Source organism: Gordonia zhenghanii (assembly GCF_021738965.1).
Taxonomy (GTDB): Bacteria; Actinomycetota; Actinomycetes; order Mycobacteriales; family Mycobacteriaceae; genus Gordonia; species Gordonia zhenghanii.
Genome location: NZ_JAKKOQ010000001.1, coordinates 578760 through 602935, shown reverse-complemented (window position 1 = coordinate 602935; position 24176 = coordinate 578760). Strand labels below are relative to the sequence as shown.

Annotated in this window: 24 protein-coding genes; 14 read left to right on the top strand and 10 right to left on the bottom strand. The window is 66.6% G+C overall.

From position 1 onward, the window contains the following. Nucleotides 1-16 precede the first annotated feature (16 nt). A complete protein-coding gene (locus tag L5G32_RS02685) occupies nucleotides 17-1264 on the top strand; it encodes a PucR family transcriptional regulator (protein ID WP_237009454.1) in 1248 nt (415 codons plus the stop codon). Here L5G32_RS02685 and L5G32_RS02680 read toward each other — a convergent pair. Further along, complete coding sequence (locus L5G32_RS02680; protein WP_237009453.1) at nucleotides 1179-2852, bottom strand: MFS transporter; 1674 nt, start codon at nucleotides 2850-2852, stop codon at nucleotides 1179-1181. The genes L5G32_RS02685 and L5G32_RS02680 overlap by 86 nt on opposite strands. A 53-nt stretch (nucleotides 2853-2905) precedes the next feature. Here L5G32_RS02680 and L5G32_RS02675 point away from each other — a divergent pair, with 53 nt between their 5' ends. From L5G32_RS02675 to L5G32_RS02660, 4 genes are all read left to right on the top strand, one after another. Beyond that, nucleotides 2906-3619 (top strand): winged helix-turn-helix transcriptional regulator, encoded by a 714-nt coding sequence (locus tag L5G32_RS02675; RefSeq protein WP_237009452.1) that lies wholly within the window; start codon nucleotides 2906-2908, stop codon nucleotides 3617-3619. Nucleotides 3620-3681: 62 nt separating this feature from the next. Further along, nucleotides 3682-4755, top strand: a complete 1074-nt coding sequence (locus L5G32_RS02670) for a FecCD family ABC transporter permease (RefSeq protein ID WP_237009451.1) — start codon at nucleotides 3682-3684, stop codon at nucleotides 4753-4755. After that, the gene (locus tag L5G32_RS02665) at nucleotides 4752-5855 is read left to right on the top strand and encodes a FecCD family ABC transporter permease (protein ID WP_237009450.1); all 1104 of its coding nucleotides are present in this window, start codon (nucleotides 4752-4754) and stop codon (nucleotides 5853-5855) included. Before L5G32_RS02670 ends, L5G32_RS02665 begins: the two co-directional genes overlap by 4 nt. After that, nucleotides 5852-6664: an ABC transporter ATP-binding protein gene (locus tag L5G32_RS02660; protein WP_308192005.1), complete on the top strand. Its 813-nt coding sequence runs from the start codon at nucleotides 5852-5854 to the stop codon at nucleotides 6662-6664. The genes L5G32_RS02665 and L5G32_RS02660 overlap by 4 nt, the downstream gene beginning before the upstream one ends. A gap of 34 nt (nucleotides 6665-6698) precedes the next feature. Here the strand turns inward: L5G32_RS02660 and L5G32_RS02655 are convergent, their stop codons facing one another. Together L5G32_RS02655 and L5G32_RS02650 are read right to left on the bottom strand one after the other, a co-directional pair. Continuing rightward, nucleotides 6699-7676, bottom strand: a complete 978-nt coding sequence (locus tag L5G32_RS02655) for a metallophosphoesterase (RefSeq protein WP_237009449.1) — start codon at nucleotides 7674-7676, stop codon at nucleotides 6699-6701. Between the two features lie 36 nt (nucleotides 7677-7712). Then, the gene (locus L5G32_RS02650) at nucleotides 7713-10148 is read right to left on the bottom strand and encodes a penicillin-binding protein (protein WP_237009630.1); all 2436 of its coding nucleotides are present in this window, start codon (nucleotides 10146-10148) and stop codon (nucleotides 7713-7715) included. A gap of 280 nt (nucleotides 10149-10428) precedes the next feature. Between L5G32_RS02650 and L5G32_RS02645 the strand changes: the two genes are divergently transcribed. Further along, nucleotides 10429-10758, top strand: a complete 330-nt coding sequence (locus L5G32_RS02645; RefSeq protein WP_237009448.1) for a WhiB family transcriptional regulator — start codon at nucleotides 10429-10431, stop codon at nucleotides 10756-10758. Between the two features lie 95 nt (nucleotides 10759-10853). Here the strand turns inward: L5G32_RS02645 and bagB are convergent, their stop codons facing one another. Together bagB and bagA are read right to left on the bottom strand one after the other, a co-directional pair. Then, nucleotides 10854-11957, bottom strand: a complete 1104-nt coding sequence (gene bagB, locus L5G32_RS02640; RefSeq protein ID WP_237009447.1) for an ArsA family ATPase — start codon at nucleotides 11955-11957, stop codon at nucleotides 10854-10856. Continuing rightward, on the bottom strand, nucleotides 11957-13051 hold the full coding sequence (gene bagA, locus L5G32_RS02635) for an ATPase BagA (RefSeq protein WP_265738551.1): 1095 nt from the start codon (nucleotides 13049-13051) through the stop codon (nucleotides 11957-11959). The genes bagB and bagA overlap by 1 nt, the downstream gene beginning before the upstream one ends. On the opposite strand from bagA, the gene sp36 reads away from it, so the two are divergent. From sp36 to L5G32_RS02620, 3 genes are read left to right on the top strand one after another with little or no spacing between them, the layout of a single operon-like run. Continuing rightward, nucleotides 13036-13200, top strand: a complete 165-nt coding sequence (sp36, locus tag L5G32_RS02630; RefSeq protein WP_237009445.1) for a Sp36 family protein — start codon at nucleotides 13036-13038, stop codon at nucleotides 13198-13200. The genes bagA and sp36 overlap by 16 nt on opposite strands. Before the next feature lie 5 nt (nucleotides 13201-13205). After that, on the top strand, nucleotides 13206-13679 hold the full coding sequence (locus tag L5G32_RS02625; protein ID WP_237009444.1) for a RidA family protein: 474 nt from the start codon (nucleotides 13206-13208) through the stop codon (nucleotides 13677-13679). Nucleotides 13680-13686: 7 nt separating this feature from the next. Continuing rightward, entirely contained in the window at nucleotides 13687-14502 is an 816-nt protein-coding gene (locus L5G32_RS02620; protein ID WP_237009443.1) for an MBL fold metallo-hydrolase, read from the top strand. Between the two features lie 133 nt (nucleotides 14503-14635). Here the strand turns inward: L5G32_RS02620 and L5G32_RS02615 are convergent, their stop codons facing one another. Together L5G32_RS02615 and L5G32_RS02610 are read right to left on the bottom strand one after the other, a co-directional pair. Beyond that, nucleotides 14636-15310, bottom strand: coding sequence for a Crp/Fnr family transcriptional regulator (locus L5G32_RS02615; protein WP_237009442.1), 675 nt, complete (start codon nucleotides 15308-15310; stop codon nucleotides 14636-14638). A 130-nt stretch (nucleotides 15311-15440) separates the two neighbouring features. Beyond that, the gene (locus tag L5G32_RS02610; RefSeq protein ID WP_237009441.1) at nucleotides 15441-15710 is read right to left on the bottom strand and encodes a hypothetical protein; all 270 of its coding nucleotides are present in this window, start codon (nucleotides 15708-15710) and stop codon (nucleotides 15441-15443) included. A 186-nt stretch (nucleotides 15711-15896) separates the two neighbouring features. On the opposite strand from L5G32_RS02610, the gene nth reads away from it, so the two are divergent. Genes nth through L5G32_RS02590 form a run of 4 tightly spaced genes read left to right on the top strand, consistent with a single transcriptional unit; the run spans nucleotide 15897 to nucleotide 19280 of the window. Then, nucleotides 15897-16583, top strand: a complete 687-nt coding sequence (gene nth, locus L5G32_RS02605) for an endonuclease III (protein ID WP_237009628.1) — start codon at nucleotides 15897-15899, stop codon at nucleotides 16581-16583. After that, a complete protein-coding gene (locus L5G32_RS02600) occupies nucleotides 16580-17299 on the top strand; it encodes a TlpA family protein disulfide reductase (protein WP_237009440.1) in 720 nt (239 codons plus the stop codon). The genes nth and L5G32_RS02600 overlap by 4 nt, the downstream gene beginning before the upstream one ends. Continuing rightward, entirely contained in the window at nucleotides 17296-18072 is a 777-nt protein-coding gene (locus L5G32_RS02595; protein WP_237009439.1) for an NUDIX hydrolase, read from the top strand. The genes L5G32_RS02600 and L5G32_RS02595 overlap by 4 nt, the downstream gene beginning before the upstream one ends. After that, the gene (locus L5G32_RS02590) at nucleotides 18069-19280 is read left to right on the top strand and encodes a MarP family serine protease (RefSeq protein ID WP_237009438.1); all 1212 of its coding nucleotides are present in this window, start codon (nucleotides 18069-18071) and stop codon (nucleotides 19278-19280) included. The genes L5G32_RS02595 and L5G32_RS02590 overlap by 4 nt, the downstream gene beginning before the upstream one ends. Nucleotides 19281-19313: 33 nt before the next feature. Here the strand turns inward: L5G32_RS02590 and L5G32_RS02585 are convergent, their stop codons facing one another. The 3 genes from L5G32_RS02585 to acs form a co-directional block, all read right to left on the bottom strand. After that, complete coding sequence (locus tag L5G32_RS02585) at nucleotides 19314-20249, bottom strand: alpha/beta fold hydrolase (RefSeq protein ID WP_265738550.1); 936 nt, start codon at nucleotides 20247-20249, stop codon at nucleotides 19314-19316. A 36-nt stretch (nucleotides 20250-20285) separates the two neighbouring features. After that, nucleotides 20286-20813: a phage holin family protein gene (locus tag L5G32_RS02580; protein WP_237009437.1), complete on the bottom strand. Its 528-nt coding sequence runs from the start codon at nucleotides 20811-20813 to the stop codon at nucleotides 20286-20288. A 115-nt stretch (nucleotides 20814-20928) separates the two neighbouring features. Next, the gene (gene acs, locus L5G32_RS02575; protein WP_237009436.1) at nucleotides 20929-22872 is read right to left on the bottom strand and encodes an acetate--CoA ligase; all 1944 of its coding nucleotides are present in this window, start codon (nucleotides 22870-22872) and stop codon (nucleotides 20929-20931) included. A gap of 227 nt (nucleotides 22873-23099) precedes the next feature. On the opposite strand from acs, the gene L5G32_RS02570 reads away from it, so the two are divergent. Next, nucleotides 23100-23852, top strand: a complete 753-nt coding sequence (locus tag L5G32_RS02570; RefSeq protein WP_237009435.1) for a Fic family protein — start codon at nucleotides 23100-23102, stop codon at nucleotides 23850-23852. The last annotated feature ends 324 nt before the right edge of the window (nucleotides 23853-24176 follow it).

Sequence of the window (24176 nt, the reverse complement as noted above, 5' to 3'; positions counted from 1 at the left end):
GTCAGCGGTGCGACTCGTGAGCGGCCCACGACGCGAACCGGTCCTGGCGGGCGGTCAGGCTAAGGCTCTAGCGACCTCCCTGCAGGCCAACGCGTCTGATCTGGCGGACGCGATGCTGGACTACATAGTCGTCCGGCTTCCGGAGGTCGTCATCGACGACGAGATCCGTGGCCTCACCCTCGGCTCCTGCTCGTCGAACATCGAAGCGGCGCTGTCGATGGTGCGACACGGTATCGATGTGTCGGCCGCGCGGGCGCCCGTGACCGCCCTGGAGCATGCACGAGCCATGGCTGCACGAGGCTACAGCGTCGATGTCATATTGCGGTTCTACCGGCTGGGTCACGAGTTTTTCGTCGAGCAACTCAGCGAAGGGCTCGACGCTGCCGGCTACGGTGCGGCCGAAGCGCTCACCGTGTTCTTTGAGCTCGAACGGTTCTTGCTGAGGTACATCGACCGCATCTCGAGTCAGATCGCCAGCGAGTACATCGCCACTCTGAGTCGGCAACAGAACGAGGCGCGGATCGAACGGGCGGACATCGTGAGGGAACTCCTCGCAGACGAGCCCGTCGACCCAGCCCGAGCCGAGCGCGTCCTGTCGCACCGCCTGACGGGTCGGCATCTCGCGCTGATCTGTTGGTCCGACGAACCCGGTCGCGATCTCGAAAACGTCGTTCAGAAGACGGCGTCAGCTCTCGGCGCCGGTCGGCCCCTCACTGTCTCGGAAGGTCCGACGACGGTCTGGGGATGGATCACTGTCACCGGTCACGTGCTACCGCCTGCGACGAGTACTGGCCGGCTGAACGATCACGACTCGTACGTTCACATCGCATTCGGGTCGGTCCATATCGGCGCGGCTGGGTTCAGGACCTCCCATCTCGAAGCCACGCGGGCACGGCGGATCGCCGAGATCGCAGAACGACCCGCGCCGGCAACTGTCCATTTCCGCGATGTGTCCCTGGCTGACGCGTTGTCGTATGACCTCGACGCTGCACAGCGATTCGTCAAAGCGGAGCTGGGTGATCTCACTGCGGACGGGGCGCCCGAGCGAGACGAGCGCGCGACGCTGTTGGCGGTGCTCAACGCGCGAGGAAGTCTGGCGAAGGCTGCCCAGGCTCTCGACATCCATCGCAATACTGTTTTGCAGCGATTACGGCGAGCCGAGAAGAAGGTCGGTAGATCTAGCGCGGACCGGGTCGCGGAGACTCACGCAGCCCTAGTACTCGTCGACGTACTCGGGCGGCGCGCCCTGCAGAACGACTGGTGAGTCTTGGCGGCTGCAACGTCGTCGATACGTCGGCACCCGAATGTTCTGCTGGCACCGTGTCTTTCGGATGTCCGGGCAGGAAGACGGCGGTGACGATCGCGCCGAGCAGGGTGACTCCTGCGGCGACATACGAACCGGCGGCGAGACCGTCGAGAAACGCGCTGTCTGCTGCATCAGTGAGCGTCTGTGCCGTTCGACCGTCGCCTGCCGCGCCTATCTGATCAGCCGCGACCATTGCTGCCCCGATCGATTCCTCGACTGTGGCCTTCACGTCGGTCGGCAGACTCTGCGCGACGCCGGAGTCGGCGAAGCCGGACGAGTACAGCGAGGCGTAGACGCTGCCGATCACCGCGACGCCGAGGGTGCCGCCGACCTCGCGGGTGGCGTCGTTCATCGCGGATCCGATGCCTGCCTTGTCGCGGGGGACCGCGCCCATGATCGCCTCGGTCGCGGGTGCGGAGGTGAGACCCAGCCCGAGTCCGAGCGGGATCATCTGCAGGGCGATCTCCAGGTAGCTGGTCGACTGACTCACGGTCGCGATCCACAGGAACGCGATCGTGAAGAGTGACAGGCCGGCAGTCACCACGACTTTGTTGCCGAGGCGGACCGCGAGAGCTGTTCCGAGTATCGATCCCACGGCGATCGAGGCGGCGACCGGGATGAACTTCAACCCCGTCTCGAGAGGTGGGTATCCCCGGACGAGTTGGAAGTACTGAGTGATGAGGAAGATGAATCCGAACAGTGCGAAGTAGGCGAACGTGACCGACGCGCTGGCGGCGGTGAACCGCATGTTGGTGAACAGCTTCACGTCGATCATGGGCTCGTCGCGAGCACGTTCCCAGAACACGAGGAGCGCGAACAGCGCGATTGCGAGGACGAACCCGGTCACGGTCATGGCGTCCGCCCAGCCGCGGTCCGGGGCTTCGATCACGGTGAAGACGAGCGTTCCGACCGCGAGTACCGAGAGCACTAGGCCGCCGTAGTCGATTCGCGGTGTCGCCGGGTCGCTCGAGGTGGTGACGACGGACGCGGCTGCGACGACGGAGACTGCCGCGGCGATCGCCAGAGCGAGGAACACGCTGCCCCACCAGAACGACTCGAGCAGCCAGCCGCCGAGAATCGGGCCGCAGGCCACCCCGAGTCCCGTTGTCGCGCCCCAGATTCCGATGGCCTTCGCCTTATCGGCGCGCTCGGTGAACACATTCGACAGGATCGACAGCGTCGTCGGGTAGACGAAGGCTGCTCCGAGTCCCATCACGGCCTGCCAGAAGATTAGCTGACCTGCAGAGTCGGCAAACATCGCGCCGATCGCGCCACCGCCGAAGATCGCGAGGCCGCCGATCAGCGCACCCTTTCGCCCGTACCGGTCGCTGAGGCTCCCGAACGCCAGGACGAACGTGGCGAACAACAGGTTGTAGGCGTCGACGATCCATTGGAGTTGGCGGGTGTCGGCGCGCAACTCCACGGACAGGGATGGGAGGGCGACGTTGATCGCGGTTGTCGCGAGGCTGATGGTCAGGGTCGCTGCACACAGTACGACCAGAACGAGGCTGCGCGGCTTGTGGCGCTGATTGAGGATCGTGTTCACGACTTTATTATTTCAAGCACTACCTGATTATTGTCAAGTGTAGAATCGCGGTCATGAAGTCGTACGGAGAATTCTGTGCACTGTCCCGAGCACTGGACGTGATCGGCGACCGGTGGACCATGCTGGTGGTACGCGAACTCCTCATCAGTCCTAGTAGGTATTCGGACCTGCAGAGATCGTTGCCGGGAATAGCGACGAATCTGCTGGCTCAGAGATTGCGGAGTCTTGAGGAGGCCGGCGTGGTGACTTCGAGGGAAGAGCCCGCGCCGGTCGCGGCACGCGTCTACTCGCTCACCGCATGGGGGCGCGAGTTGCGGCGACCGTTGGTCGCGATCGCCCGCTGGGGTGCGCCGCTGATGGAAGTCGAAGACACCGAGAAGCACAGTCGTGGCCGGTGGCTCGTCTTCGCTGTGATGGCCCTGTATCCCGACGCGTTCGCCTCTGATCGCCCCGGCCCCGAGTTGACCGCGCGGATCGACATCGACGGCGACACGCTTCTGCTCGTCGCAACCGGCGACGGCGTCTCGGTCTCGGTGGTCGACACGACGGTCTCTGCCGAACTTCTGATCGACGGATCCTTAGACGAAGTCTTCCGGCTGTTGTCCGGGGAACGCACCGACCTCCCGCGCGCACGGGTCGCAGGCGACGCCGATGCTCGGGATCGCCTCGCGCAACTCATTTCGCATGCATTCACCCACGGCTACGGACTCGGCGAGTTCCGCGGGGAGACGCACGGCCCTGGCGCTCACCCGGTGTCCGCACAATGACCCTCCCCGCCCTGGGCACTCCGCATCGCCCCAGCAAGAGAGCTAAGGCTAGCATTACTGCGATGCCTACGACCCTGGAGATCGTGCGCGGCCGTACACCCGGATCCAGCGTGCGACGCAAACGGATGATCGGTCTGCTCGCGCTGGTCGCGAGCGTGGCCGTCATGGTCGTCGCGTCGCTCCTGATCGGTTCCAACGCCATCTCGCCGTCGTTGGTCTGGCACGGACTCTGGCACTCATACATCGGTGACGGGATCGCCGAGAATCCGAGGCTGAACGAGGCCGCCATCATCGTGCAGACCGAGCGCATCCCGCGCACGCTGCTCGCACTCATCGTCGGAGCCGCGCTCGGCGTCGCAGGCGCGCTCATGCAAGGGCACACGCGCAATCCGATCGCCGATCCCGGACTGCTCGGCATCACGCAGGGCGCGGCGCTCGCCGTCGTGGTCGCGATCTTCGTCGGCGGCATCACGTCGCCGCTGCAGTACATCTGGTTCGCGTTCGCGGGTGCGGCGGTCGCGTCCGTCGTGGTGTTCGGGCTCTCGAGCATCGGCGGAACGGCGGCGTCGCCGTTGACGCTCGTCTTGGCGGGTACCGGTGTCTCGTTCTTTCTGAGCGCGATGACCTCCGCGGTGGCGTTGAACGACAATCAGTCGCTCGAAGCCCTCCGCTTCTGGAACGCGGGTGCAGTCGCCGGACGGGGCTACGACGTGATCGGCGTCGCGGCGCCGTTCATCGTGCTCGGCCTGTTGCTCGCGTTCGCCAACGCGCCTGCGGTCAACCTGCTCAATCTCGGCGACGACGTCGCCCGCGGACTCGGACAGAACGTCACCGCGGCCCGTGGCGTCGGCCTCCTGTCCGTGACGCTCCTCGCCGGGGCAGGCACTGCGGCCTGCGGAAGCATCGCGTTCCTGGGACTTGTCGTCCCGCACCTCGCGCGGTACCTCACCGGCCCGGACCACCGGTGGCTTCTCCCGTACTCGGCCCTGGCGGGAGGGGTCGTGCTGCTCGTCGCCGACATCGTGGGGCGAGTCGTCGCGCGGCCGAGCGAACTGGAAGCCGGAATCGTCGTCGCACTGGTCGGCGCACCGTGCTTCGTCGCGCTGGTCTGGTGGCGACGGGCGGTCCGACTGTGATCGATCTGAGCAAGCACGAGCCGATCCCGGACGACGTCGCTCCCGCGCCGCGTCCACGGCTGCCCATCGGGATGCGATTCGGCGGGGTCGTCAGCTTCGTCTGGCGTCCGCGGCCGGTGATCGTCACCGTGATCGCCGCCGTCGGCGCGTTCGTCTTCTTCTGCATGAGCATCCGGATGGGCGACCTCCCACTGTCGTTCACCCAGGTCGTCGAGACCCTCATCGGCCGGGGCGACGCACTCAGCACCTTCATCGTCAACGACCTGCGTCTCCCTCGTGCGTTGATGGCGGTGATCGTCGGCGCCGGGCTCGCGATGTCCGGCGCGATCGTGCAGTCGATCTCGCACAACCCGCTGGCCAGCCCCGACATTCTCGGAATCAGTGCGGGCGCAGGCGTCACCGCGGTGTTCCTGCTGACGGCGGGCGGCGCCGCGACCGGCGTCGTCCGCTACGGGATGCCGGGGATCGCGCTCGCCGGCGCGCTGATCACCGGCGTGCTCGTGTACGTGCTCGCGGCGCGCGGCGGCATGAACGGGATGCGCTTGATCCTCATCGGCGTGGCCGTCAACGCTCTCATGCATGCGCTGATCACCTGGATGATGGTGCGCGCCGACATCGATCAGGTCGGCCAGGCGCAGACGTGGCTCGTCGGATCCCTCGACGCTCGTACCTGGGACCAAGTCATCGGGACGGGTGTTCTCACCGCGATCGCAGCGGTCGTCGCGATCGTCGCCGCGTTCGCGCTGCGCGCCGTGCAACTCGGCGACGACGTCGCACAAGGTCTGGGTGTCGGCTTGGGTCGAACCAGGGCGGTGCTGCTCATCGCGGCGGTCGTCCTCGCCGCGGCCGCGGTCTCCGGTGCTGGCCCGATCGCCTTCGTCGCATTCGTGTCGCCACAGGTCACGATGCGGCTGACCGGCCTGTCGTCGCCGCCCCTCATCCCATCGGCTGCCGTCGGAGCGTTCCTGCTCGCCGGTGCCGACCTCGTCGCACGGACCCTGCTGCCCGTGACGCTGCCGGTCGGCATCGTCACGGCTGCAGTCGGCGGCCCGTTCCTCGTATACCTCCTCATCCGACAGAACGTCAGGAGTTCCCGGTGACCGATCTCTACCTCGACAAACCGCGGCTCGGCGCACGATCAGTCGCATCCGGATACGGGGGACGACCCGTCATCGGCGACCTCGACCTCGACGTGCCGACCGGCGTCGTCACCACGATCATCGGCCCCAATGGCTGCGGAAAGTCGACGCTGCTGCGGACCCTGGCACGCTTGATCAAACCGTCGTCGGGATCGGTGGTGCTCGACGGCAAGGACATCGCCGACTACCGGACCAAAGAGGTCGCGACCAAGCTCGGACTGCTTCCGCAGTCGCCGATCGCGCCCGAGGGTCTCACCGTCGCCGATCTCGTGGCGCGCGGCAGGCACCCGCACCAGAGTTGGATCCGGCAGTGGTCGTCCACCGACGAGGACATCGTCGACGCCGTCCTCACCCAGACCGGCATCCGCGACCTCGCCGACCGCACCGTCGACTCGCTGTCGGGCGGTCAGCGGCAGCGAGTCTGGATCTCGATGACCCTCGCGCAGGGCACCGACCTGATCCTGCTCGACGAGCCGACGACGTTCCTGGACCTCTCGCACGCGCTGGACGTCCTCGACCTCGTCAACGACCTCCACGAGGAGGGGCGAACCGTCCTGATGGTGCTGCACGACCTCAACCTCGCCGTCCGCTACAGCGACAACCTCGTCGCGATGAAAGACGGCGCCGTCGTCGCGCAGGGGCCGCCGTCGAAGGTGATCACCGAAGAGCTCCTCTTCGAGGTGTTCGGGTTGCGATCGCGTGTCGTCGAGGACCCGGTCAGCGACCGTCCGATGATCGTTCCCATCGGACGGTGCCACACAAACCTCTGACGACGACCCCTCCCGGGGCCGCGGGCGAGGCCGATCAGACGGGCACGCCCTGCAGACTGGGCAGCTGAAGGTCGACGTCGGCGTCGTGCCCGCCGTTGGAGACGGCGGTCAACGTCAGCAGAGTCGCCTCGGGACGGCAACTGAAGCGGGCGGGCGCGTACGGCGACGTGCCCAGGCCGGCACTGACGTGCAGCGCCATGTCCGCCCCCCAGCGGGACAGTCCCTTCACGCGGGACCGGTCGAGTTGGCAGTTCGTGACGACGGCGCCGTAACCGGGGACGCACAACTGGCCGCCGTGGGTGTGTCCGGCCATCACCAGGTCGTACCCGTCGTAGGCGAACGAGTCGAGGACGCGCGGCTCCGGCGAATGCGTCAACCCGAGACGTACCTGGGCGAGCGGGTTGGGACGTCCGGCGACGGTCTCGTAGCGGTCGCGTTCGATGTGCGGGTCGTCGACCCCGGCGGCCGCGACGCGGACACCGGACACCTCGATCTCGCGGACGGTGTGCGTCGCATCGAGCCAGCCGCGCTCGGAGAACGCCGCCCGCAGATCCTGCCATGGGAGCGGCTCGCCATGCCTCCGCTTGTGGTTCTTCTTGAAGTATTTGAGCGGGTTCTTCGGCTTCGGGCCGAAGTAGTCGTTCGATCCGAAGACGAACAGGCCCGGTCGCGACAACAGCCCGCCGAGCGCTTGGACCACGGCAGGAACCGCATTCGGGTGCGCGAGGTTGTCGCCCGTGTTGACCACCAGATCGGGTTCGAGCGAGTCGAGTTCGGAGATCCACGCCTGCTTCAAGTGCTGGTGCGGCGTCATGTGGATGTCGCTGATGTGCAGCACGCGCAGCGGCGACGACCCCGCCTCCAACAGGGGAGCGGTCACATGACGGAGCGCGAACGCGTTGCGCTCGATCACCGTCGAATAGAGCAGGCCTGCCGCTGCGGCGCCCGCCGCTCCCGCGGACAGTCGAGCCAAGTTCGTCGCGGAGACGCCTGTACCGGAACCAGAATCCATGCCTCCACGATAGCCTTGCCCGCGGCGTGGATCAGGTCACTCGTCCGGGACCTCGATCACCACGGGCCCCACACCAGGGACTTCGACCGTCTTCTCGGTCGATCCGCCGCCACTGTCGCCGCCGTCGCTGCCGTCGTCCTTCTGCGGGGCGCGTCCATTGCTCACATACATCGCGATGGTGCTGCCCGGCATCGCGCTGTCGGACGGTGCGGTGAACACCACAGTGCCTTGGGGGCGCCCGCTGTCGACCTCCATCTCGTTGATCTTGAACCCGGCCTCCTGCAGACGTGACGTCGCCTGACTGGCGGGCAGACCCTTCACGTTGGGGATCCGTCCCCGGTTACTGCCTGCCACGTACGCGGGGTCCTTCGGCGGCATCGCGACCGGACCGAACTTCGTCGCCACCGGTTTCACCGCGTTGTACCAGGTCCGAGCTGGCTCGAAACCGCCGTAGACGTCGCCGTCGTAGCACTGGCGCAGCGGCGCGGTGCAGATGCCGGCCGGGGTCGGGCCGTCGTTGTAGACGTACGACGCGGCGGCGAGTTGGTTGGTGAAGCCGAGGAAGCCCGCCGAGCGGTGCGCTTCGGTGGTGCCCGTCTTGCCGGACAGCGGAAGCGACCAGCCGGTGGATGCGGCGGCTGCCGCCGACGTGCCGCCGCCCCGATCGTCCTCGCTCATCGCGTTGGCCAAGGTGTTGGCGAGGCCCTTGTCGACGACCTGCTCGCAGGCGGGCGGCGTGAACGGGACCGGGACCATCGCCGGGTCGCCGTTCTCGTTCATCACGCGGTTGCCGTACTTGTCGCGCTTGACTTGTTGGATCGACTGGATCGGGTTCGGTGGGCACCACGTGCCGCCGGACGCGAGAGTCGCGGCGACGTTCGACAGTTCGAGCGCGTTGACGGCGAACGGACCGAGCGTGAACGAACCGAAGTTACCCTTCTTGATGTGCTCGGCGAGGCTCTGGTCGCCGAAGCCCGACGTCCCGGGGGAGTTGTAGGAGCGCAGTCCGAGGCGTACCGCCATATCGACGGCGGGCTTCACGCCGACCTGCTGGAGCAACTGCACGAACGTCGTGTTCGGCGATGTTGCGAGTGCCTGCGTCACCGATGCGTTCGGCGGATAGGGGCCCGCGTTCTTCACGCAGTACGCGTTGACCGGGCAACCGTTGAGGCCGTTGCTGTCGCCCATGCCGTAGACGGCGACGCTCGGCGGGATCGCCAGCACCGAATCGGTGCCCAGCCCCTTCTCCATCGCGGCAGCGGTGGTGAACACTTTGAAGATCGAGCCCGCGCCGTCGCCGACCATGGAGAACGGCTGCGGCGCGACGGTCTCGTCCTTCGACGCGTCGAGCCCGTAGTCACGGCTCGAGACCATTGACACCACGTCGTGCGACTGCTTGCCCGGACGGATCAGACTCATCACATTCGCGATGCCGTCGGTGTGGGGATTGGCCTGTGCCTTGGCCGAGCGCATCGCCGAACGCTGGACTTCCGGGTCGAGCGTGGTGCGGATGACGTAGCCGCCGCGCATCACTGTCTGCCGCGAGATGCCGTTGTCGGCGAGGTACTGCAGGACGTAGTCGCAGAAGAATCCGTCGTTTCCGGCACCGATGCAGCCCTGGACGGGAGTGCGCGGGGACGGCAGCACGCCGAGGGGCTTGTCCTTGGCCGCGGTCAACTCCGCTTTCCGCTCCGGGAAGTTGCTGATCATCGTGTCGAGGACCGTGTTGCGACGCACGGTGGTCGCTTCCGGAGCGGTGTACGGGTTGAGCGCCGAACTCGACTGGACCATGCCCGCGAGCATCGCCGCCTGCTCGACGGTCAGTTCCTTGGCCGAGTGGCCGAAGTAGGTCTGCGCCGCCGCCTCGATTCCGTATGCGTTGTTGCCGAACGGGACGACGTTCAAGTAGCGGGTGATGATCTGCTTCTTCGCGTCCTGCTTGGCGGCTTCGTCGTCGAGTCCCTGCTCGCGCTTGGCCTGCTCGGTGAGCGTCTGCTCCAACGTCATCGCCATCCGGACTTCGCGCAGCTTGCGGGCGGGCGTCGTCTCGATCGCCGCCTGCCGCTCGGCTTCGGTTCGCGCGAGGACCAGCAATTGATAGTTCTTGATGTACTGCTGGTCGAGCGTGGACGCACCCTGCTGCACTTCACCCGACGACGAGTTCTTCAACGCTGCGCGGATGGTGCCGCGCCAGTCGACGCCGTCGTGCTCGAGGAACCGCCGGTCCTCGATCGAGATTATCGCGCGGATCATGTCCTGGGAGATGTCGTTGTAGCCGACCTGATAGCGGTACTGGTCGAACAGTGTCGCGATCGGCTTGCCCGCTGCGTCGGTCACGGTGGTGACCTCGGGGACGGTGCCGCCCAGCAGTTCGGACGAACTGTTCTCCACTGTCGCCGCGGCTCGGTTGGTCAGGACTCCCACCCCACCCGCAATGGGGAACAGGAGTCCGGCCACCAGGACGCCCGCCATCACGCAGGCTACGGCCAGGCCGACTAGGTTCGATGTCTTCCGCACGGTCGCCAGGATACGTGTGAATGCGATCTCACCGCAGTAGCGACCTGGCCGATCGGCACATCGACATCACTCGTGTACCGCCCCCGACTTGATTTGCGATAGACGTCTCAATACTGTGGGTGACGTGAGGTACCCCACAAAAGCGTGAATTGTAGGGTGGAGTCACGGAAGAGATCTTATGCGCGCACCGAACTCCGGTTCGTGTCGATGGGTTTGTGAAAGGTGGGATCGTGCAATGACTCTCGCACCGTTGCCGTCCGGAGATACTGACACCCGACTAACGTGGGTCGCGCAAGCGCGATGCCGCGGCGGAGACCCCGACGACTTGTTCGTTCGAGGGGCCGCGCAACGTAAGGCCGCGACGATCTGCAGGCATTGCCCGGTACAGATGGAATGCGGAGCCGACGCACTCGACAATCGGGTGGAGTTCGGTGTCTGGGGCGGCATGACTGAACGTCAGCGTCGTGCCCTGCTCCGCCAGCACCCGGAGGTCACCTCCTGGGCCGCGTTCTTCGAGGCACAGAGGCGCAGGCAGCGCATCGGCGCCGTCCCCGACCAGAACTGACCGACAGCCCGGCGCTCACGCGCCGGGCTTTGCTTTGTGCCGAGTCAGATCTGTGCCGAGTCGAGTCGAGTTCTGTGCCGCGTCGAGCAGCTTCGTCAGCCGCGGCTGACGATCTGTTCGGCCACCGCGCGCAGCGCATCGGAGTCGGCCACCTCGAACGGAAGCGCAGGCACCCCGACGATCGGAACGCTCGGGTGCGACGACGTGAACCGTTGCAGCAGATGGACTTCCCGCTTGGCTGTCGCGGCACGGTCGACGTGGACCTGCAGCACCCCGCGGGTGAGCTCGTCGTCGACCTTGTCCAGGACGGATTCGGCTGCCGGCGTAGACAGTGACGTCAGATTCGGGTGCGTGCGGTTCACGATCAGGCCGGCCAACGGCATGGTGTCCTTCGACAGACGGTCGACGAAGAACGATGCCTCGCGCAGCGCGTCGGCCTCGGGGGACGCGACCACCACGAACTGGGTGCCGGGCCGTTTGAGTAGCGCGTAGGTCCGTTCGGCTCGTTCGGAGAAGCCTCCGAACATCGAGTCCAAGGACTGCACGAACGTCGCGACGTCGCGCAGGATGTCTCCGCCGACGATCGTCGAGATACCGCGCATCGCGATGCCCATCGCACCGGTCACCACACGACCGACCCCGCGGCCGCCGCCGACCAGCATCTTCATCAGGCGGCCCGACAGGAACGACCCGAGGCGCTGCGGCGCGTCCAGGAAGTCGAGAGCGTTCCGCGACGGAGGAGTGTCGACGATGATGAGATCCCAGCGGTTCTCGTCCAGGAGCTTGCCCAGCTTCTCCATCGCCATGTATTCCTGCGTGCCGGAGAACGACGATGCGACGGTCTGATAGAACGCGTTGTCCATGATCGCTTCGGCGCGCTCGGGCGTCGAGTGCTCGACGACCATGTCGTCGAAGGTACGGCGCATGTCGAGCATCATCGCGTCCAACGAGCCGCCGCCTGCGGCGGCGCTCGCGATCGGCACGGGCTGTGGCTCATTGGTGAGCTCGGTGACACCGAGGGACTGGGCGAGTCGTCGCGCCGGGTCGATCGTCAAGACCGCGACCTTGCGGCCGTTCTCGGCGGCATGCAGAGCCATCGACGCTGCCGTCGTCGTCTTTCCGACGCCGCCGGATCCACAGCAGATCACCACGCGCGTGTTCGGGTCGGCGAGCACCGCACCCATCTTCAGGTCGGGCATCAGACCCCTGCTTTCTTCAACACGTCGACGAGTTCGTACAGACCGCCCAGATCCATGCCGTTCTCGACGGACGGGAGTTCGATCTGTGGGGTGTCGACGTCGTCGAGTTCGGCACGCGCCACCTGCTGCGCCTGGGTCCGCGACGCGTAGTCGACCGTCTCGGTCAAGAGCCCGGACAGATCGTCGTCCGTGACGGTGACTCCGGCCTCGGTCATCGAGGTCCGCACTTTGTCGGCGTCGATCCGGCCTTCCGCGATCGCGTCGAGCTGATCGTCGGGGAGGTAGGCGGGTTCGACGCGGTTGATGAAGACCGCGCCGATGTTCAGCTCCTTGGCCCGCAGCTCGTCGACGGCTTCGATCGTCTCCTGGATGGGCATCGCTTCGAGGAGCGTGCACAGGTGGATCATCGTGTCCGGGGAATGGAGGAGTTTGGCGACGCCGTCGCTCTGCTTGCGGATCGGTCCTGTCTTCGTGAGATCTCGCATCGCCGACGTCACGTCGAGGAAGTTGCCGATGCGTCCGGTCGGGGGCGAGTCGACGACGATCGAATCGTAGAGCCGGTGCCCCTTCTTGTCGAGGGCGATGACCCGCTCCTTGATCTTGCCGGTGATGACGACATCGCGCAGCCCGGGGGCGACGGTGGTGACGAAGTCGATCGCGCCGACGCGTTTGATGGCGCGGCCCGCGAATCCGAGGTTGTAGAACATGTCGAGGTACTCGAGCAGCGCGTACTCGATCTGCAGCGGGAGCGCCCACACGGATCCGCCGCCTTCGAGGGTGGCGACCTGGGTGTCGACGGGCGGCAACGGGTGGGTGTCGAAGAGCTGCGCGATGCCTTGGCGCTCCTCGCATTCCACGAGTAGGACGCGTTGGCCGCGCGACGCCAACGTCAGCGCGAGCGCGGCGGCGACCGTCGTCTTGCCGGTGCCGCCCTTGCCGGACACGAAATGCAGCCGCGCCTGGCGTGCCTGCTCGGACCACTGACTCGTGGGACCGTCCGTCACATGTTTCTCGACCACGTCGTTCACCTTATCGGCCCCGCCTACGGGACAGTTCGTTAACCGATAAGGTGAGCGACATGACAGCACCGACATCCTGGGAGTACGCGACCGTCCCCCTGCTCACGCACGCGACCAAACAGATCCTCGACCAGTGGGGATCGGACGGATGGGAGCTGGTCACCGTGCTGCCCGGTCCGACCGGTGAGCAGCTCGTCGCGTACTTGAAGCGCCCGAAGGGCTGACGGCGATGAGTGGACAGTGGACCGCTCGCCTCGCTGAACTCGGCATCACGTTGCCCGCCGTGGTGGCGCCCGTCGGTAGCTATACGCCCGCGCTCCGCGTCGGCGACATGGTCTACACATCGGGTCAGCTGCCGGTGGTCGACGGTTCGCTTCAGTCTGTCGGCAAGGTCTCCGAGGGCGCCGAAGGCGTCGTCCGGCCGGACGAGGCGAATGCCGCCGCCCGCCAGTGCGCGTTGAACGCGTTGGCCGCAGTCCACGCCGAAGTCGGTATCGACGCGGTAGTGCGTGTGGTCAAGGTGGTCGGCTTCGTCGCTTCGGCGAACGGGTTCACCGGCCAGCCTGCGGTGATCAACGGGGCGTCGGACTTGATCGGCGAGGTCTTCGGCGATGCAGGTGTGCACGCCCGGTCGGCCGTCGGCGTGGCGGAGCTCCCGTTGGGTGCTCCCGTCGAAGTCGAGCTGGTCGTCCAGGTCGCGTGATCCGGCGATGACCGACACCGATCTCGTCCATCCCGCCTACGGTCGGGCTCGGCAGGTGACGCCGTTCGCATGGGTCGTCCTGTGCGAGAACCCCGGCATGATGACGCTCGACGGAACCAACACGTGGATTCTCCGGGCACCGGGCGAGGAACGGGCGGTGGTCGTCGACCCCGGCCCGCGGAAGCATCGCGCACACCTGAAGAACGTCCTCGACGCAGCGGGTGAGGTGGAGCTGACGCTCTTCACGCACCGGCACGAGGACCACGTGGGCGCGCTCAAACGGTTCCGGAAGATGACGGGAGCGCCCACACGCGCGTACTCGTCGGACTTCTCCGTCGGTGCGCCGCGGTTGGCCGACCGGGAAGTGATCGAAGCTGCGGGACTGCGTATCACGGTGGTGCACACACCCGGCCACACCCTGGATTCGACGAGCTTCCTCGTCGAATGCGACGGGCAGCGGGCGATCCTGACCGGTGACACCGTCCTCGGTTCGGGGACGACCGTCCTCGACCCCCAGGACGGGACGCTGGGCGACTACTTCCACTCGCTGAATCGGCTCATCGTCGACTCCTCGGACGTGCCGATGCTTCCCGGACACGGTCCGGACCATCCCGAGCTCGGCCCCGTCGCGCGCTTCTACAAGCAACACCGGGAAGAACGTCTCGACCAGATCCGTGCAGCGCTCGACCGTCTCGGGAAGACCCCGCAGGAGGCGAAACCGATGAAGGTCGTCAAGGCCGTCTACGCGGACGTCGACGAGGAACTGTGGCCCGCGGCCAAGATGAGCGTTAAGGCGCAGTTGCAGTACCTGCGGACGCTCTAGCTTCCTCTCGCTGATCGAGCGGAGTCGAGATCCACCCCCGACGAAAAGACCTCGGTGCCGGGAGTCCGCACCACCGAAATGGTGTGAACTCTCGCCACCGAGGTCTTTCAGCTGTGGCCGAGTGGAACTCCGGTCAGCGTGCTCGGCGAGCGAGACGCTCCGAGTCCGCGATGAGGACGCTCTTGCCTTCGAGTCGCAGCCAGCCTCGCTGAGCGAAGTCGGCGAGCGCCTTGTTCACGGTCTCGCGTGAAGCTCCGACGAGCTGCGCGATCTCTTCCTGCGTCAGGTCGTGGGTGACGCGCAGGGCGCCGCCCTCCTGAGTGCCGAAGCGCTGCGCGAGCTGAAGGAGCTGCTTGGCGACACGGCCCGGGACGTCGGTGAAGATGAGATCCGCGAGGTTGTTGTTGGTCCGACGCAGGCGACGAGCGAGAACCCGCAGCAGCTGCTCGGCGATCTCCGGGCGGTCCTTGATCCACTTCTTAAGCGCTTCGCGGTCCATCGTGACGGCGCGGACCTCGGTGACCGTAGTGGCCGACGACGTGCGCGGGCCCGGGTCGAAGATCGAGAGTTCGCCGAACATGTCGGACGGACCCATGATGGTCAGCAAGTTTTCGCGGCCGTCCGGCGAACGCCGACCCAGCTTGACCTTGCCGGAGAGGATGATGAACAGGCGGTCGCCCGGTTCCCCTTCGTGGAAGATCACATGACCGCGAGGGAACTCGACCGGCTGCAACTCTTTTGCGAGTGCCGCTACAGCCGTGGGCTCAACCCCCTGGAAAATGCCTGCCCTGGCGAGTACTTCTTCCACCTAAAGAACCTCTCTTGTTCCGAACGCACGTTCAGTGATCAACACTACTTGGGAAAAGCATAGTTGTTGAATTGATCACGTGTGCGGCAGGCATTCACAGTGGTGTGCAATGTCTGAATTGCCGGGTGTGTCAACTGGCCCGGTTTCGGGCGTCTGAATCGGCTGGGATGACCGGCTGACCGGTCTCGTCGTTGCTTCGACGCTGACGTAGTTCGTCCAATGCGGCCGGGAGGCCGTCCTTAGCGAGGTTGCTGAGGTCGGTCTCGTCGGCGGTGTCCAGGAACTCTTCCACGTGAGCCCGTCCGACCGACAACCGGTCGAGACCGTTCTGCACCTTCTCCATGGCGAGTGCGAACAGCATCAGCACCGGAGGGAACAGAAGTACGGCCAGTCCTTGCATGGTTCCCCAGTCAACACCAACAGTCGCCTCGTGGGAAACGTGGAGCGCGGACGTCACCGAGTTGTGACCACATCGACGCTCGCGGCGCGCTCCGAAGCCCGCAGGCGTGAACGGCAGCTAACCTGGATTGTTGTGAGCAGCCGCAAACCGGAGACCCGACTGGGACTGGTCCGACGAGCACGTCGGATGAACAGGACCCTGCACGTGGCTTTTCCGCACGTGTACTGCGAACTCGACTTCACCACGCCGCTCGAACTGTCCGTCGCGACGATCATGTCCGCGCAGTGCACGGACGTCCGCGTCAACCAGGTGACGCCCGCCCTGTTCGCGCGTTACCCGGACGCGTTCGCCTATGCGAGCGCGGACCGCACCGAACTCGAAGAGATGATCCGGTCCACCGGCTTCTACCGGAACAAGGCGAACTCCATCATGGGGCTGGGGCAGGCGCTCGTCGAACGGTTCGACGGCGAGGTGCCCGGCACCCTGAAGGAACTCGTGACGCTGCCGGGGTTCGGACGTAAGACTGCGAACGTCGTGTTGGGCAACGCCTTCGGAGTTCCCGGGATCACCGTCGACACGCATTTCGGACGGCTCGTCCGGCGCTGGAACTGGACCGACGAGACCGACCCGGTCAAGGTCGAGCGCGTCGTCGGCGAGCTCATCGAACGCAAGGAGTGGACCGACCTCTCGCATCGCATCATCTTCCACGGACGGCGTGTCTGCCATGCGCGTAAGCCTGCGTGCGGTGTGTGCGTGCTCGCCAAGGACTGCCCGTCGTACGGGGAGGGGCCGATCGATCCGATGGAGGCCGCAGCGCTCGTGAAGGGTCCGGAGACCGACCACCTGCTGAGACTCGCGGGGGTGACCGAGTGAGTCACTCAGACGACGCGAAGAAGCTGGGCGTTGCGAAGAAAGTGCTGGCCCAGCCGGGGATGCGCGCGATGATCGCGTTCGTCGTCGTGGTGGTCGCGCTCGTGGTCGCGCTCTGGCCACGCGGCGGCGACGAGCCGTCTGCGTCGTCGCCGGCGTCGCAGACTCCGACGTCCGGGGTGACCGACGCAGGCGCGTCCGCCGATGAGATCGCGCAGGCGCGGACGGCAGCGGCTCTCGCTGCGTGCCCGAGCGGGACCGGTCCGGCTGCGGGCGCACTCGCCGGAGTCTCCGCGCCCTGCATGGCCGACGGGCAGGTGATCGACCTCGGGGCGGTCACCGCAGGCAAACCACTGGTGATCAACATGTGGGCCGTGTGGTGTCTGCCGTGCCGGCGGGAGCTCCCGCTGTTCGACGAACTCGCCGCCGCGTCGGGCGACCGATTGAACGTTCTGGCCGTGCACGCCAAGGAAGGCGCGGAGAAGGAGTTCTTCGTGCTCAAGTTCCTGCAGGAGCTCAATGCGCATCTTCCGGTGGTCACCGATCCGCGGGGCGACATCGCACAAGCCGTCGCCGCACCGCGCGTGTTCCCGTCGACCGTGATGATCCGGGCGGACGGCACTGTCGCCGCAGTGCTTCCACGAGTCTTCGACACCTACCAGGACCTCACCGCTTCGGTCCGCGACCATCTCGGCGTAGACGTGGGGGCGACATCATGAACCGAAACGACTCGACGATCCTGGTGCCGCGATCTGACGTGCCCGAATGGATGCGAGCGATCACCGACGACGTGTCCGTCGTCAACGAGAAGGTGCTCGCGCGCGGCGGTGACCGGGCACGGATCGCGGACGACTTCGTCGCGACCCGCTCGGCTGCCGTCCTCGTCCTGTTCGGCGGCTCGTTCGCCGCGGCAACGGACCATCCCGGTGGCGTCCCCGCCGACGCGGACATCCTGCTCACCGAGCGCGCGTCGACGATGCGCACTCATGGCGGACAGATTGCGTTCCCCGGCGGGGCCCGCGACCCCGGTGACCAGTACCCGGTCGGGACTGCGATGCGCGAAGCCTGGGAGGAGACCGGCGTGACCGCCGACGGTGTCGACGTCCTCGCGACGCTGCCGAGGTTCCCCGTTCCGTCTGGCTTCGAGGTGACGCCTGTGCTCGCGCACTGGTCGCGGCCCACCGAAGTGCGTGTGGTCGACGAAGGGGAGACGGCGCGGGTGACCCGAGTGAACCTGCGTGAGCTCTTGAGTCCGGAGCACCGACTCCAGGTGAGTCGGGAGATCCCGGGCATGCCGACGTACAAGGGGCCTGCGTTCGTCTACGACGGAATGCTGGTCTGGGGGTTCACCGGCGGGCTGCTCGCAGCGATCGCCGAGACCGCGGGCTGGGATGTGCCGTGGGACCGCGACGACGTCCGGCCGCTCGAGGAGATGATCGCCGCGACCGGCGGCCGCCAGGTATCCGGATTCGCTGTGGAGCCGCCCCGGTGAGCGGGGCCGTGTGGGTCGACCTCGTCATCCTCGTGGTCGCACTCCTGGCCGCGTTGAGCGGCTATCGGCAGGGTGCTGCGGCGTCGGCGCTCGCGTTCGTCGGAGTCGTCATCGGTGCGGTCGCGGGCGTCCTGTTGGCTCCGGTCGTCATCGAACGGTTCGACGACCAGCGACTGCGACTCGTCGTCGGCGTGATGCTGATCATCGCGCTGATCGTGATCGGCGAGTTGTCGGGCATGGTCCTCGGGCGAGCCGCGCGCAGCCACATCCACTCGCCGACGCTCCGCCGGGTGGACAGCGGTGTCGGCTCGGTGCTTCAGGTCATCGCGGTACTGGTGGCCGTGTGGCTGCTCTCGTTCCCGCTTCGAAGTTCCGAACAGGTCCGGATATCCGATGCGGTGGAGGGCTCGAAAGTCGTCCAGAGCGTCGACGCGATCGCTCCGCAGTGGTTGCGGAATCTGCCGAACGAACTGACCGAACTGATCGACTCCTCCGGCATCAAAGAGGTCATCGGCCCGTACGGCCAGACGCGCGTCGCCAACGTCGACGCGCCCGACGCCGCCCTGGCCGACCTCCCCGTCGTACAGCAGGTCGAGCCGAGCGTCCTCAAGATCACCGGCGTCGCACGCAGTTGCGGACAGTCGTTGGAAGGCAGCGGGTTCGTGGTGTCGCCCGAACGCGTCATGACCAATGCGCACGTCGTGGCGGGCACGGACTCGCTCAGCGTCGAGACCGAAGACGGTGGGCAACTCGACGCGAACGTCGTCTGGTTCAACTCGCGCACCGACATCGCCGTCCTCGACGTGCCGGGGCTGCGTGCCCCCGCCCTCGACTTCGCGACCGAGGCCGGCGACACCGGCGACGACGCGATCGTCCTCGGTTATCCAGAGAACGGTCCGTTCACGATCACGCCGGCACGGATCCGCAACACCGTCCAACTGAACGGTCCCGACATCTATCAGCGAGCCAAACAGGTGTCGCGCGAGGTGTACACGGTGCGCGGGAGTATCCGGTCCGGTAATTCCGGCGGTCCGATGATCGATCGTGACGGGAACGTGTTCGGTGTGGTGTTCGGGGCGTCCGAGGATCCGGCGGACGACACGGGATTCGTCTTGACCGCCGAGCAGGTCCAGAACGATCTCGCACAATCGGAGAAGCGGTCGGGCTCGGCGACGGTGGACACGCAGCGCTGCGTGTCGGCGCACTAGACGCGGGAGTCGGGCACAGAGGTGCTCTGACGGTCAGGCGCCCAGATGCTCGAGCACTGCCGCGTTGACCTCGTCGGGCGCTTCCTGGTGCAGGAAGTGGCCCGCGCCCGGGATCGACCGGTAGGTGAAGTCGCGGGCCCAGTGCGCGCTCTCGGCCATCAGCGAGTCGAGGATGTATTCGTCTTCCCGACCGCGAAGGGCGAGGAACGGGTGATCGAGCCGCTTGTCCATCACTTCCATGAACCGCCAGCCGTCCGGCCGGAACTGGGAGCGGAACGCCCACCGACGGTATTCGAGGCTGCAATGGGCGACGCCGGGGATCTGGATGGCGAGCCGGTTGCGTTCGATCGCTTCGTCGAAGTCGGCGGTCTCCTGCCAGTGCCTACCGGACCGGCTTCGGAAGTATTCGTCGATGAACGCGCCGTTTCGGCGGGTGAGACGTCGCTCGCCGATCCGGGGGAGTTGGTTGTGCAGGAACGGAGCGAGGAACGACGAGCGTTCCTCCGCGTTGAACAGCACGCCCTGCCGGAGCGCCCGCGGGTGCGGCGACGACAGGACGACGACGCGGTCGATGGCGCGCGGATGCAGAGTCGCGGTGGCCCAGCAGACCAGCCCGCCGTCGGCGTGTCCCACCAGGGACGCCGACGAGTGCCCGAGGGCGCGGATCAGTGCGTGCGTGTCGCCCGCCAGCGTCCACCCGTCGTATCCGCGCGGCGGCTTGTCGGAGTCGCCGTAACCGCGCAGGTCGACGGCGACGGCGCGGTACCCGGCGGCGGTCAACGCGGGCAGTTGGTGGCGCCAGGTCCACCAGAACTCACCGAAACCGTGCAGCAGTAGGACCAGCGGCCGGTCGGCGATGGACCGGTCGCTCTCGACAGCGTGGAAACGGAGCCCGCCCGCACGCACATCGAAGTGCTGCCACGGCCCGTCGAACCGGATGTGAGTGGGATCCGGCGGCGTCGTGTTCAAACTCGTCGGTTCTTCAAACTCGTCGGGGCAGAGTCGTCAGCGGCTCATCGGATCGTTCGCGGGCGGGATCTGCGGGTGCGCGACGCCGCCGGTCGACGACTTCTCGCGCCCCGGCACCACACTGCTGATCTCCGACAATGACTCGATGGTCTTCTCAGGTTTACGGAGCTTCCGGAACAGGACGTACCCGATGATGATCGCCACGATGGACACGACCATCAGAATCAAGAAGACGATCCCGAACGCGGCCCACGTCGGCAGCCACAGGTCGAGCAGGAAGCCGAGGAACACGAAGAAGAACAGGCTCGCGTAGAGCAGCAGGACGGCGGCGCCGACGATGAGTCCGGTGCCTGCCCCTGCCTTCTTCGCTTCCTTGACGAGTTCGGCCTTGGCGAGTGCGACCTCGGCCCGGAACAGCGTCGACACATTGGCCGACGCGTCCTTGACGAGGTTGCCGATCGTTGGTTCGCCGTCCTTGCCGAGATTGGCATCCGACATCGGAATCGACGGGACGCGCGGAGCGTCGGCGGGCTGCGGAGGCCAGGTGTCCTGTTTGCCGCTCACGAGTTCTCCCTTGCTGAACGTTGGTCGGGCTTCATGTTGCCATGCCGCCGGTTTCGTACCGACGCCCACACGCGGTTGGGGCGCTCCCGATGTGATTCGGGTGGCCCCTTCAGACCTACTGCGCCCGCTGGGAGCGGATCGCTTCGAAGACCGACGGGTCGACGAGGGTCGAGGTGTCGCCGAGTTCGCGGCCCTCGGCGATGTCCTTGAGGAGCCGGCGCATGATCTTGCCGGAACGCGTCTTGGGCAGCTCGGGAACGATGTTGATCTCGCGCGGCTTGGCGATCGGGGAGATGTCGACCGCCACCTGCTGGCGCAGTTCGGCGATGAGGTCGTCGCCCGGCGTCGCGTGCTCCATGAGGATCACGAATGCGACGATGCCCTGGCCGGTGGTCTCGTCGGCGGCGCCGATCACGGCGGCTTCGGCGACTGCGGAGTGCGCGACGAGCGCGGACTCCACCTCGGAAGTCGAGATCCGGTGGCCGGACACATTCATCACGTCGTCGACGCGGCCAAGGACCCAGAGTGCGTGGTCTTCGTCGAAGCGGGCGCCGTCGCCCGCGAAGTACCAGCCCTGCTCCTCGAACCGTGACCAGTAGGTCTCCTTGAAGCGCTCCGGGTCGCCCCAGATGCCGCGCAGCATGCCCGGCCACGGACGGTCCAGAACAAGGTAGCCCTGCTCGCCGTCGGGCGTCGGTACGCCCTTGTCGTCGACGATCGCCGCGCTGATGCCGGGCAGTGGGCGCATCGCCGAACCCGGCTTGGTCGCGGTGACTCCCGGCAGCGGGGAGATCATGATTCCGCCGGTCTCGGTCTGCCACCAGGTGTCGACGATCGGGCAGCGGCCGCCGCCGATGACATCGTGGTACCAGCGCCAGGCCTCGGGGTTGATCGGCTCGCCGACGCTGCCCAACAACCGGAGCGACGACAGGTCGTGTGCGTCGGGGACTTCGCGTCCCCACTTCATGAACGTGCGGATCAACGTCGGCGCGATGTAGTACGTGGTGACGCCGTACTTCTCAATGATCTGGAAGTGACGGTTCTCGTCGGGCGAATTCGGGGTGCCCTCGTAGATCACCTCGGTCGCACCGTTCGAGAGCGGCCCGTACACGAGGTAGGAGTGGCCGGTGACCCAACCGATGTCGGCGCCGCACCAGAAGACGTCGCGCCCTTCCTTGTGATCGAACACGTTGTGGAAGGTGTAGGCGGCCTGCGTCAGGTAGCCGCCCGACGAGTGGACGATGCCCTTCGGCTTGCCCGTGGTGCCCGAGGTGTACAGCAGGAACAGCGGGTGCTCGGAGTCGAACGACTCCGCCTCGTGAACGGGGGACTGTTCGCTGACCGTGTCCTCCCACCACACGTCGCGGCCGTCGACCCAGTTCAAGTCCGGATCATGATTGGTGCGGCGGACGACGATGACCTTCTCGATCGACTTCGCGGCGTCGGCGCCGGTGCCGAGGGCTTCGTCGACAGCCTCCTTGAGCGGGGCTGGCTTGCCACGGCGGAACTGGCCGTCGGTGGTGATGACGACTTTCGCCTCGGCGTCGTCGACGCGTGAGCGCAGCGCGGCCGCGGAGAATCCGGCGAACACTACCGAGTGAGTCAGGCCGAGGCGGGCGCACGCGAGCATCGAGATGATGGCCTCGGGGACCATCGGCATGTAGATGGCGACGCGGTCGCCCGCGACCAGTCCGATCGACGATAGGTAGTTCGCTGCGCGCGAGACCTCGTCTTTGAGTTGGCTGTAGGTGATGTCCCGCTTGTCGTCGACGGGTTCGCCGATCCAGTGGATGGCGACCCGGTCGCCTTTGCCTGCGTCGACGTGGCGGTCCACGCAGTTCACCGCGACGTTCAGTTCGCCGCCGACGAACCACTTCGCGAACGGAGCGTCGGACCAGTCCAGAACCTGACCGAACGGTGTCGTCCAGTCGAGGCGTCGCGCCTGCTCGGCCCAGAACTCGTCGGGGTTCGCCTCCGCGCGGTCGTACATCTCGACGGTCGCGTTCGCGTTGTCGGCGAACTCTTTCGAGGGTGAGTACAACTTGCTGGCTTCGGTCATTCCTCAACTGCCTTTCATTCTCGGACTGCCGCGCTTGGGAACACGCTGGGCACCGTGCGCAGAGTTGCCTGGCACCGGATACCGCTCACTTGTGAGGGTAGTCACCACCCGTTGCATGCGCGTAGCGGGGAGCGGTCGCGCGAGCGCCTCGCGCGATGAGCGGTCGGCGAGGCGCGACGGGCGGACGGCTCGGCGCCGTCGGAGTGGGCCCGACTATCGTGGCGGGTGTGAGTGCTGATCCGCTGGCCCCGTTGCTCGACTTGCCCGATGTCCGTCATGCGGCCGAAATGGCGCGCGACGCGCTGGGCGTCGTGCACCGCCATCGCGCGAACCTCCGAGGGTGGGACAAGACCTCTCGTGAGGCGTCGTGGCGAGCAGGCCGTTCGTCGGCGGCCATCGAAGGCGGCAGCGTCGAACTCAAGCGCGACGCGCAGTTCGACGATCCGATCACCGAAGGTGCGATCCGGGTGGCGCAGGCGCTCGACACCGACGGGATCGACCAGTTCGTCTCGGTGTTCCGCCGTGCTCCCGCGCAGGCTCTCGCCCGACTGCACACGCTCGCCGCGGCGGGCCTCGTCGACGACCCGAACCTACTCGGACGTCCACGAGCGGAGCCGCACATCGCGCAGCGCCTGGACTTCCTGGGGCAGGTGATCACCGGGGGATCGACCGTTCCCGCGCCGGTGCTGGCCGCCGTCGTGCACGGCGAGTTGCTCTCGTTGTCGCCGTTCACCGAAGGGAACGGTGTCGTCGCTCGTGGCGCGTCCCGACTGGTGGCGGCGTCGACCGGGCTCGATCCTCACCTGCTCGGCGTACCCGAGGTGACGTGGCTGAAGCGGATCAGCGACTACCGCGAGCTGTCGACGACATTCGCCACCGGCGACCCGTCGGCCATCGGGGAGTGGATCGTCCTCTGCTGTGAGGCGATGGAGACCGGAGCGGTCGAAGCCCTGTCGATCGCCGACGCGGTCTCCGGCTGATCGATCCCGCTCGGCACATCGGGCCCCACACACGATTGCGGGCGGCACCTGTGGTCGATTGTCATCTCGACCAGGTACCGCCCGCGAGCACGGACGAAAGTTACCAGGCGTGCTGGGTGGGTTGTGTGGATCGCCTCGGCGTTCCCACGTTCAGCTCGATGTGTACTCGAAAGACAGTAGAACCTTCCCTGTGTGAGTTCACGAGTACGGCCCGTGGGTTCGCAGACGCACAACGCTTCTGCCAATGCGGCGTGCTCCGCGTGGGTGCTTGCCGCCCGTGCTGGGAATCTCAGTGCCGGGGGTTCAGGCCTTCTCTGCCGGTCT

Excerpts from the sequence above, each read along its gene's own strand:
- bagA (WP_265738551.1), bottom strand. The coding sequence starts at position 13,051 with ATGTCGGTGCTGTCATGTCGCTCACCTTATCGGTTAACGAACTGTCCC.
- L5G32_RS02610 (WP_237009441.1), bottom strand. The coding sequence starts at position 15,710 with ATGCAAGGACTGGCCGTACTTCTGTTCCCTCCGGTGCTGATGCTGTTC.
- L5G32_RS02670 (WP_237009451.1), top strand. The coding sequence starts at position 3,682 with ATGCCTACGACCCTGGAGATCGTGCGCGGCCGTACACCCGGATCCAGC.
- L5G32_RS02650 (WP_237009630.1), bottom strand. The coding sequence starts at position 10,148 with ATGGCGGGCGTCCTGGTGGCCGGACTCCTGTTCCCCATTGCGGGTGGG.
- L5G32_RS02625 (WP_237009444.1), top strand. The coding sequence starts at position 13,206 with ATGAGTGGACAGTGGACCGCTCGCCTCGCTGAACTCGGCATCACGTTG.
- L5G32_RS02595 (WP_237009439.1), top strand. The coding sequence starts at position 17,296 with ATGAACCGAAACGACTCGACGATCCTGGTGCCGCGATCTGACGTGCCC.
- bagB (WP_237009447.1), bottom strand. The coding sequence starts at position 11,957 with ATGCCCGACCTGAAGATGGGTGCGGTGCTCGCCGACCCGAACACGCGC.
- sp36 (WP_237009445.1), top strand. The coding sequence starts at position 13,036 with ATGACAGCACCGACATCCTGGGAGTACGCGACCGTCCCCCTGCTCACG.
- L5G32_RS02655 (WP_237009449.1), bottom strand. The coding sequence starts at position 7,676 with ATGGATTCTGGTTCCGGTACAGGCGTCTCCGCGACGAACTTGGCTCGA.
- nth (WP_237009628.1), top strand. The coding sequence starts at position 15,897 with ATGAACAGGACCCTGCACGTGGCTTTTCCGCACGTGTACTGCGAACTC.
- L5G32_RS02675 (WP_237009452.1), top strand. The coding sequence starts at position 2,906 with ATGAAGTCGTACGGAGAATTCTGTGCACTGTCCCGAGCACTGGACGTG.
- L5G32_RS02620 (WP_237009443.1), top strand. The coding sequence starts at position 13,687 with ATGACCGACACCGATCTCGTCCATCCCGCCTACGGTCGGGCTCGGCAG.
- L5G32_RS02645 (WP_237009448.1), top strand. The coding sequence starts at position 10,429 with ATGACTCTCGCACCGTTGCCGTCCGGAGATACTGACACCCGACTAACG.
- acs (WP_237009436.1), bottom strand. The coding sequence starts at position 22,872 with ATGACCGAAGCCAGCAAGTTGTACTCACCCTCGAAAGAGTTCGCCGAC.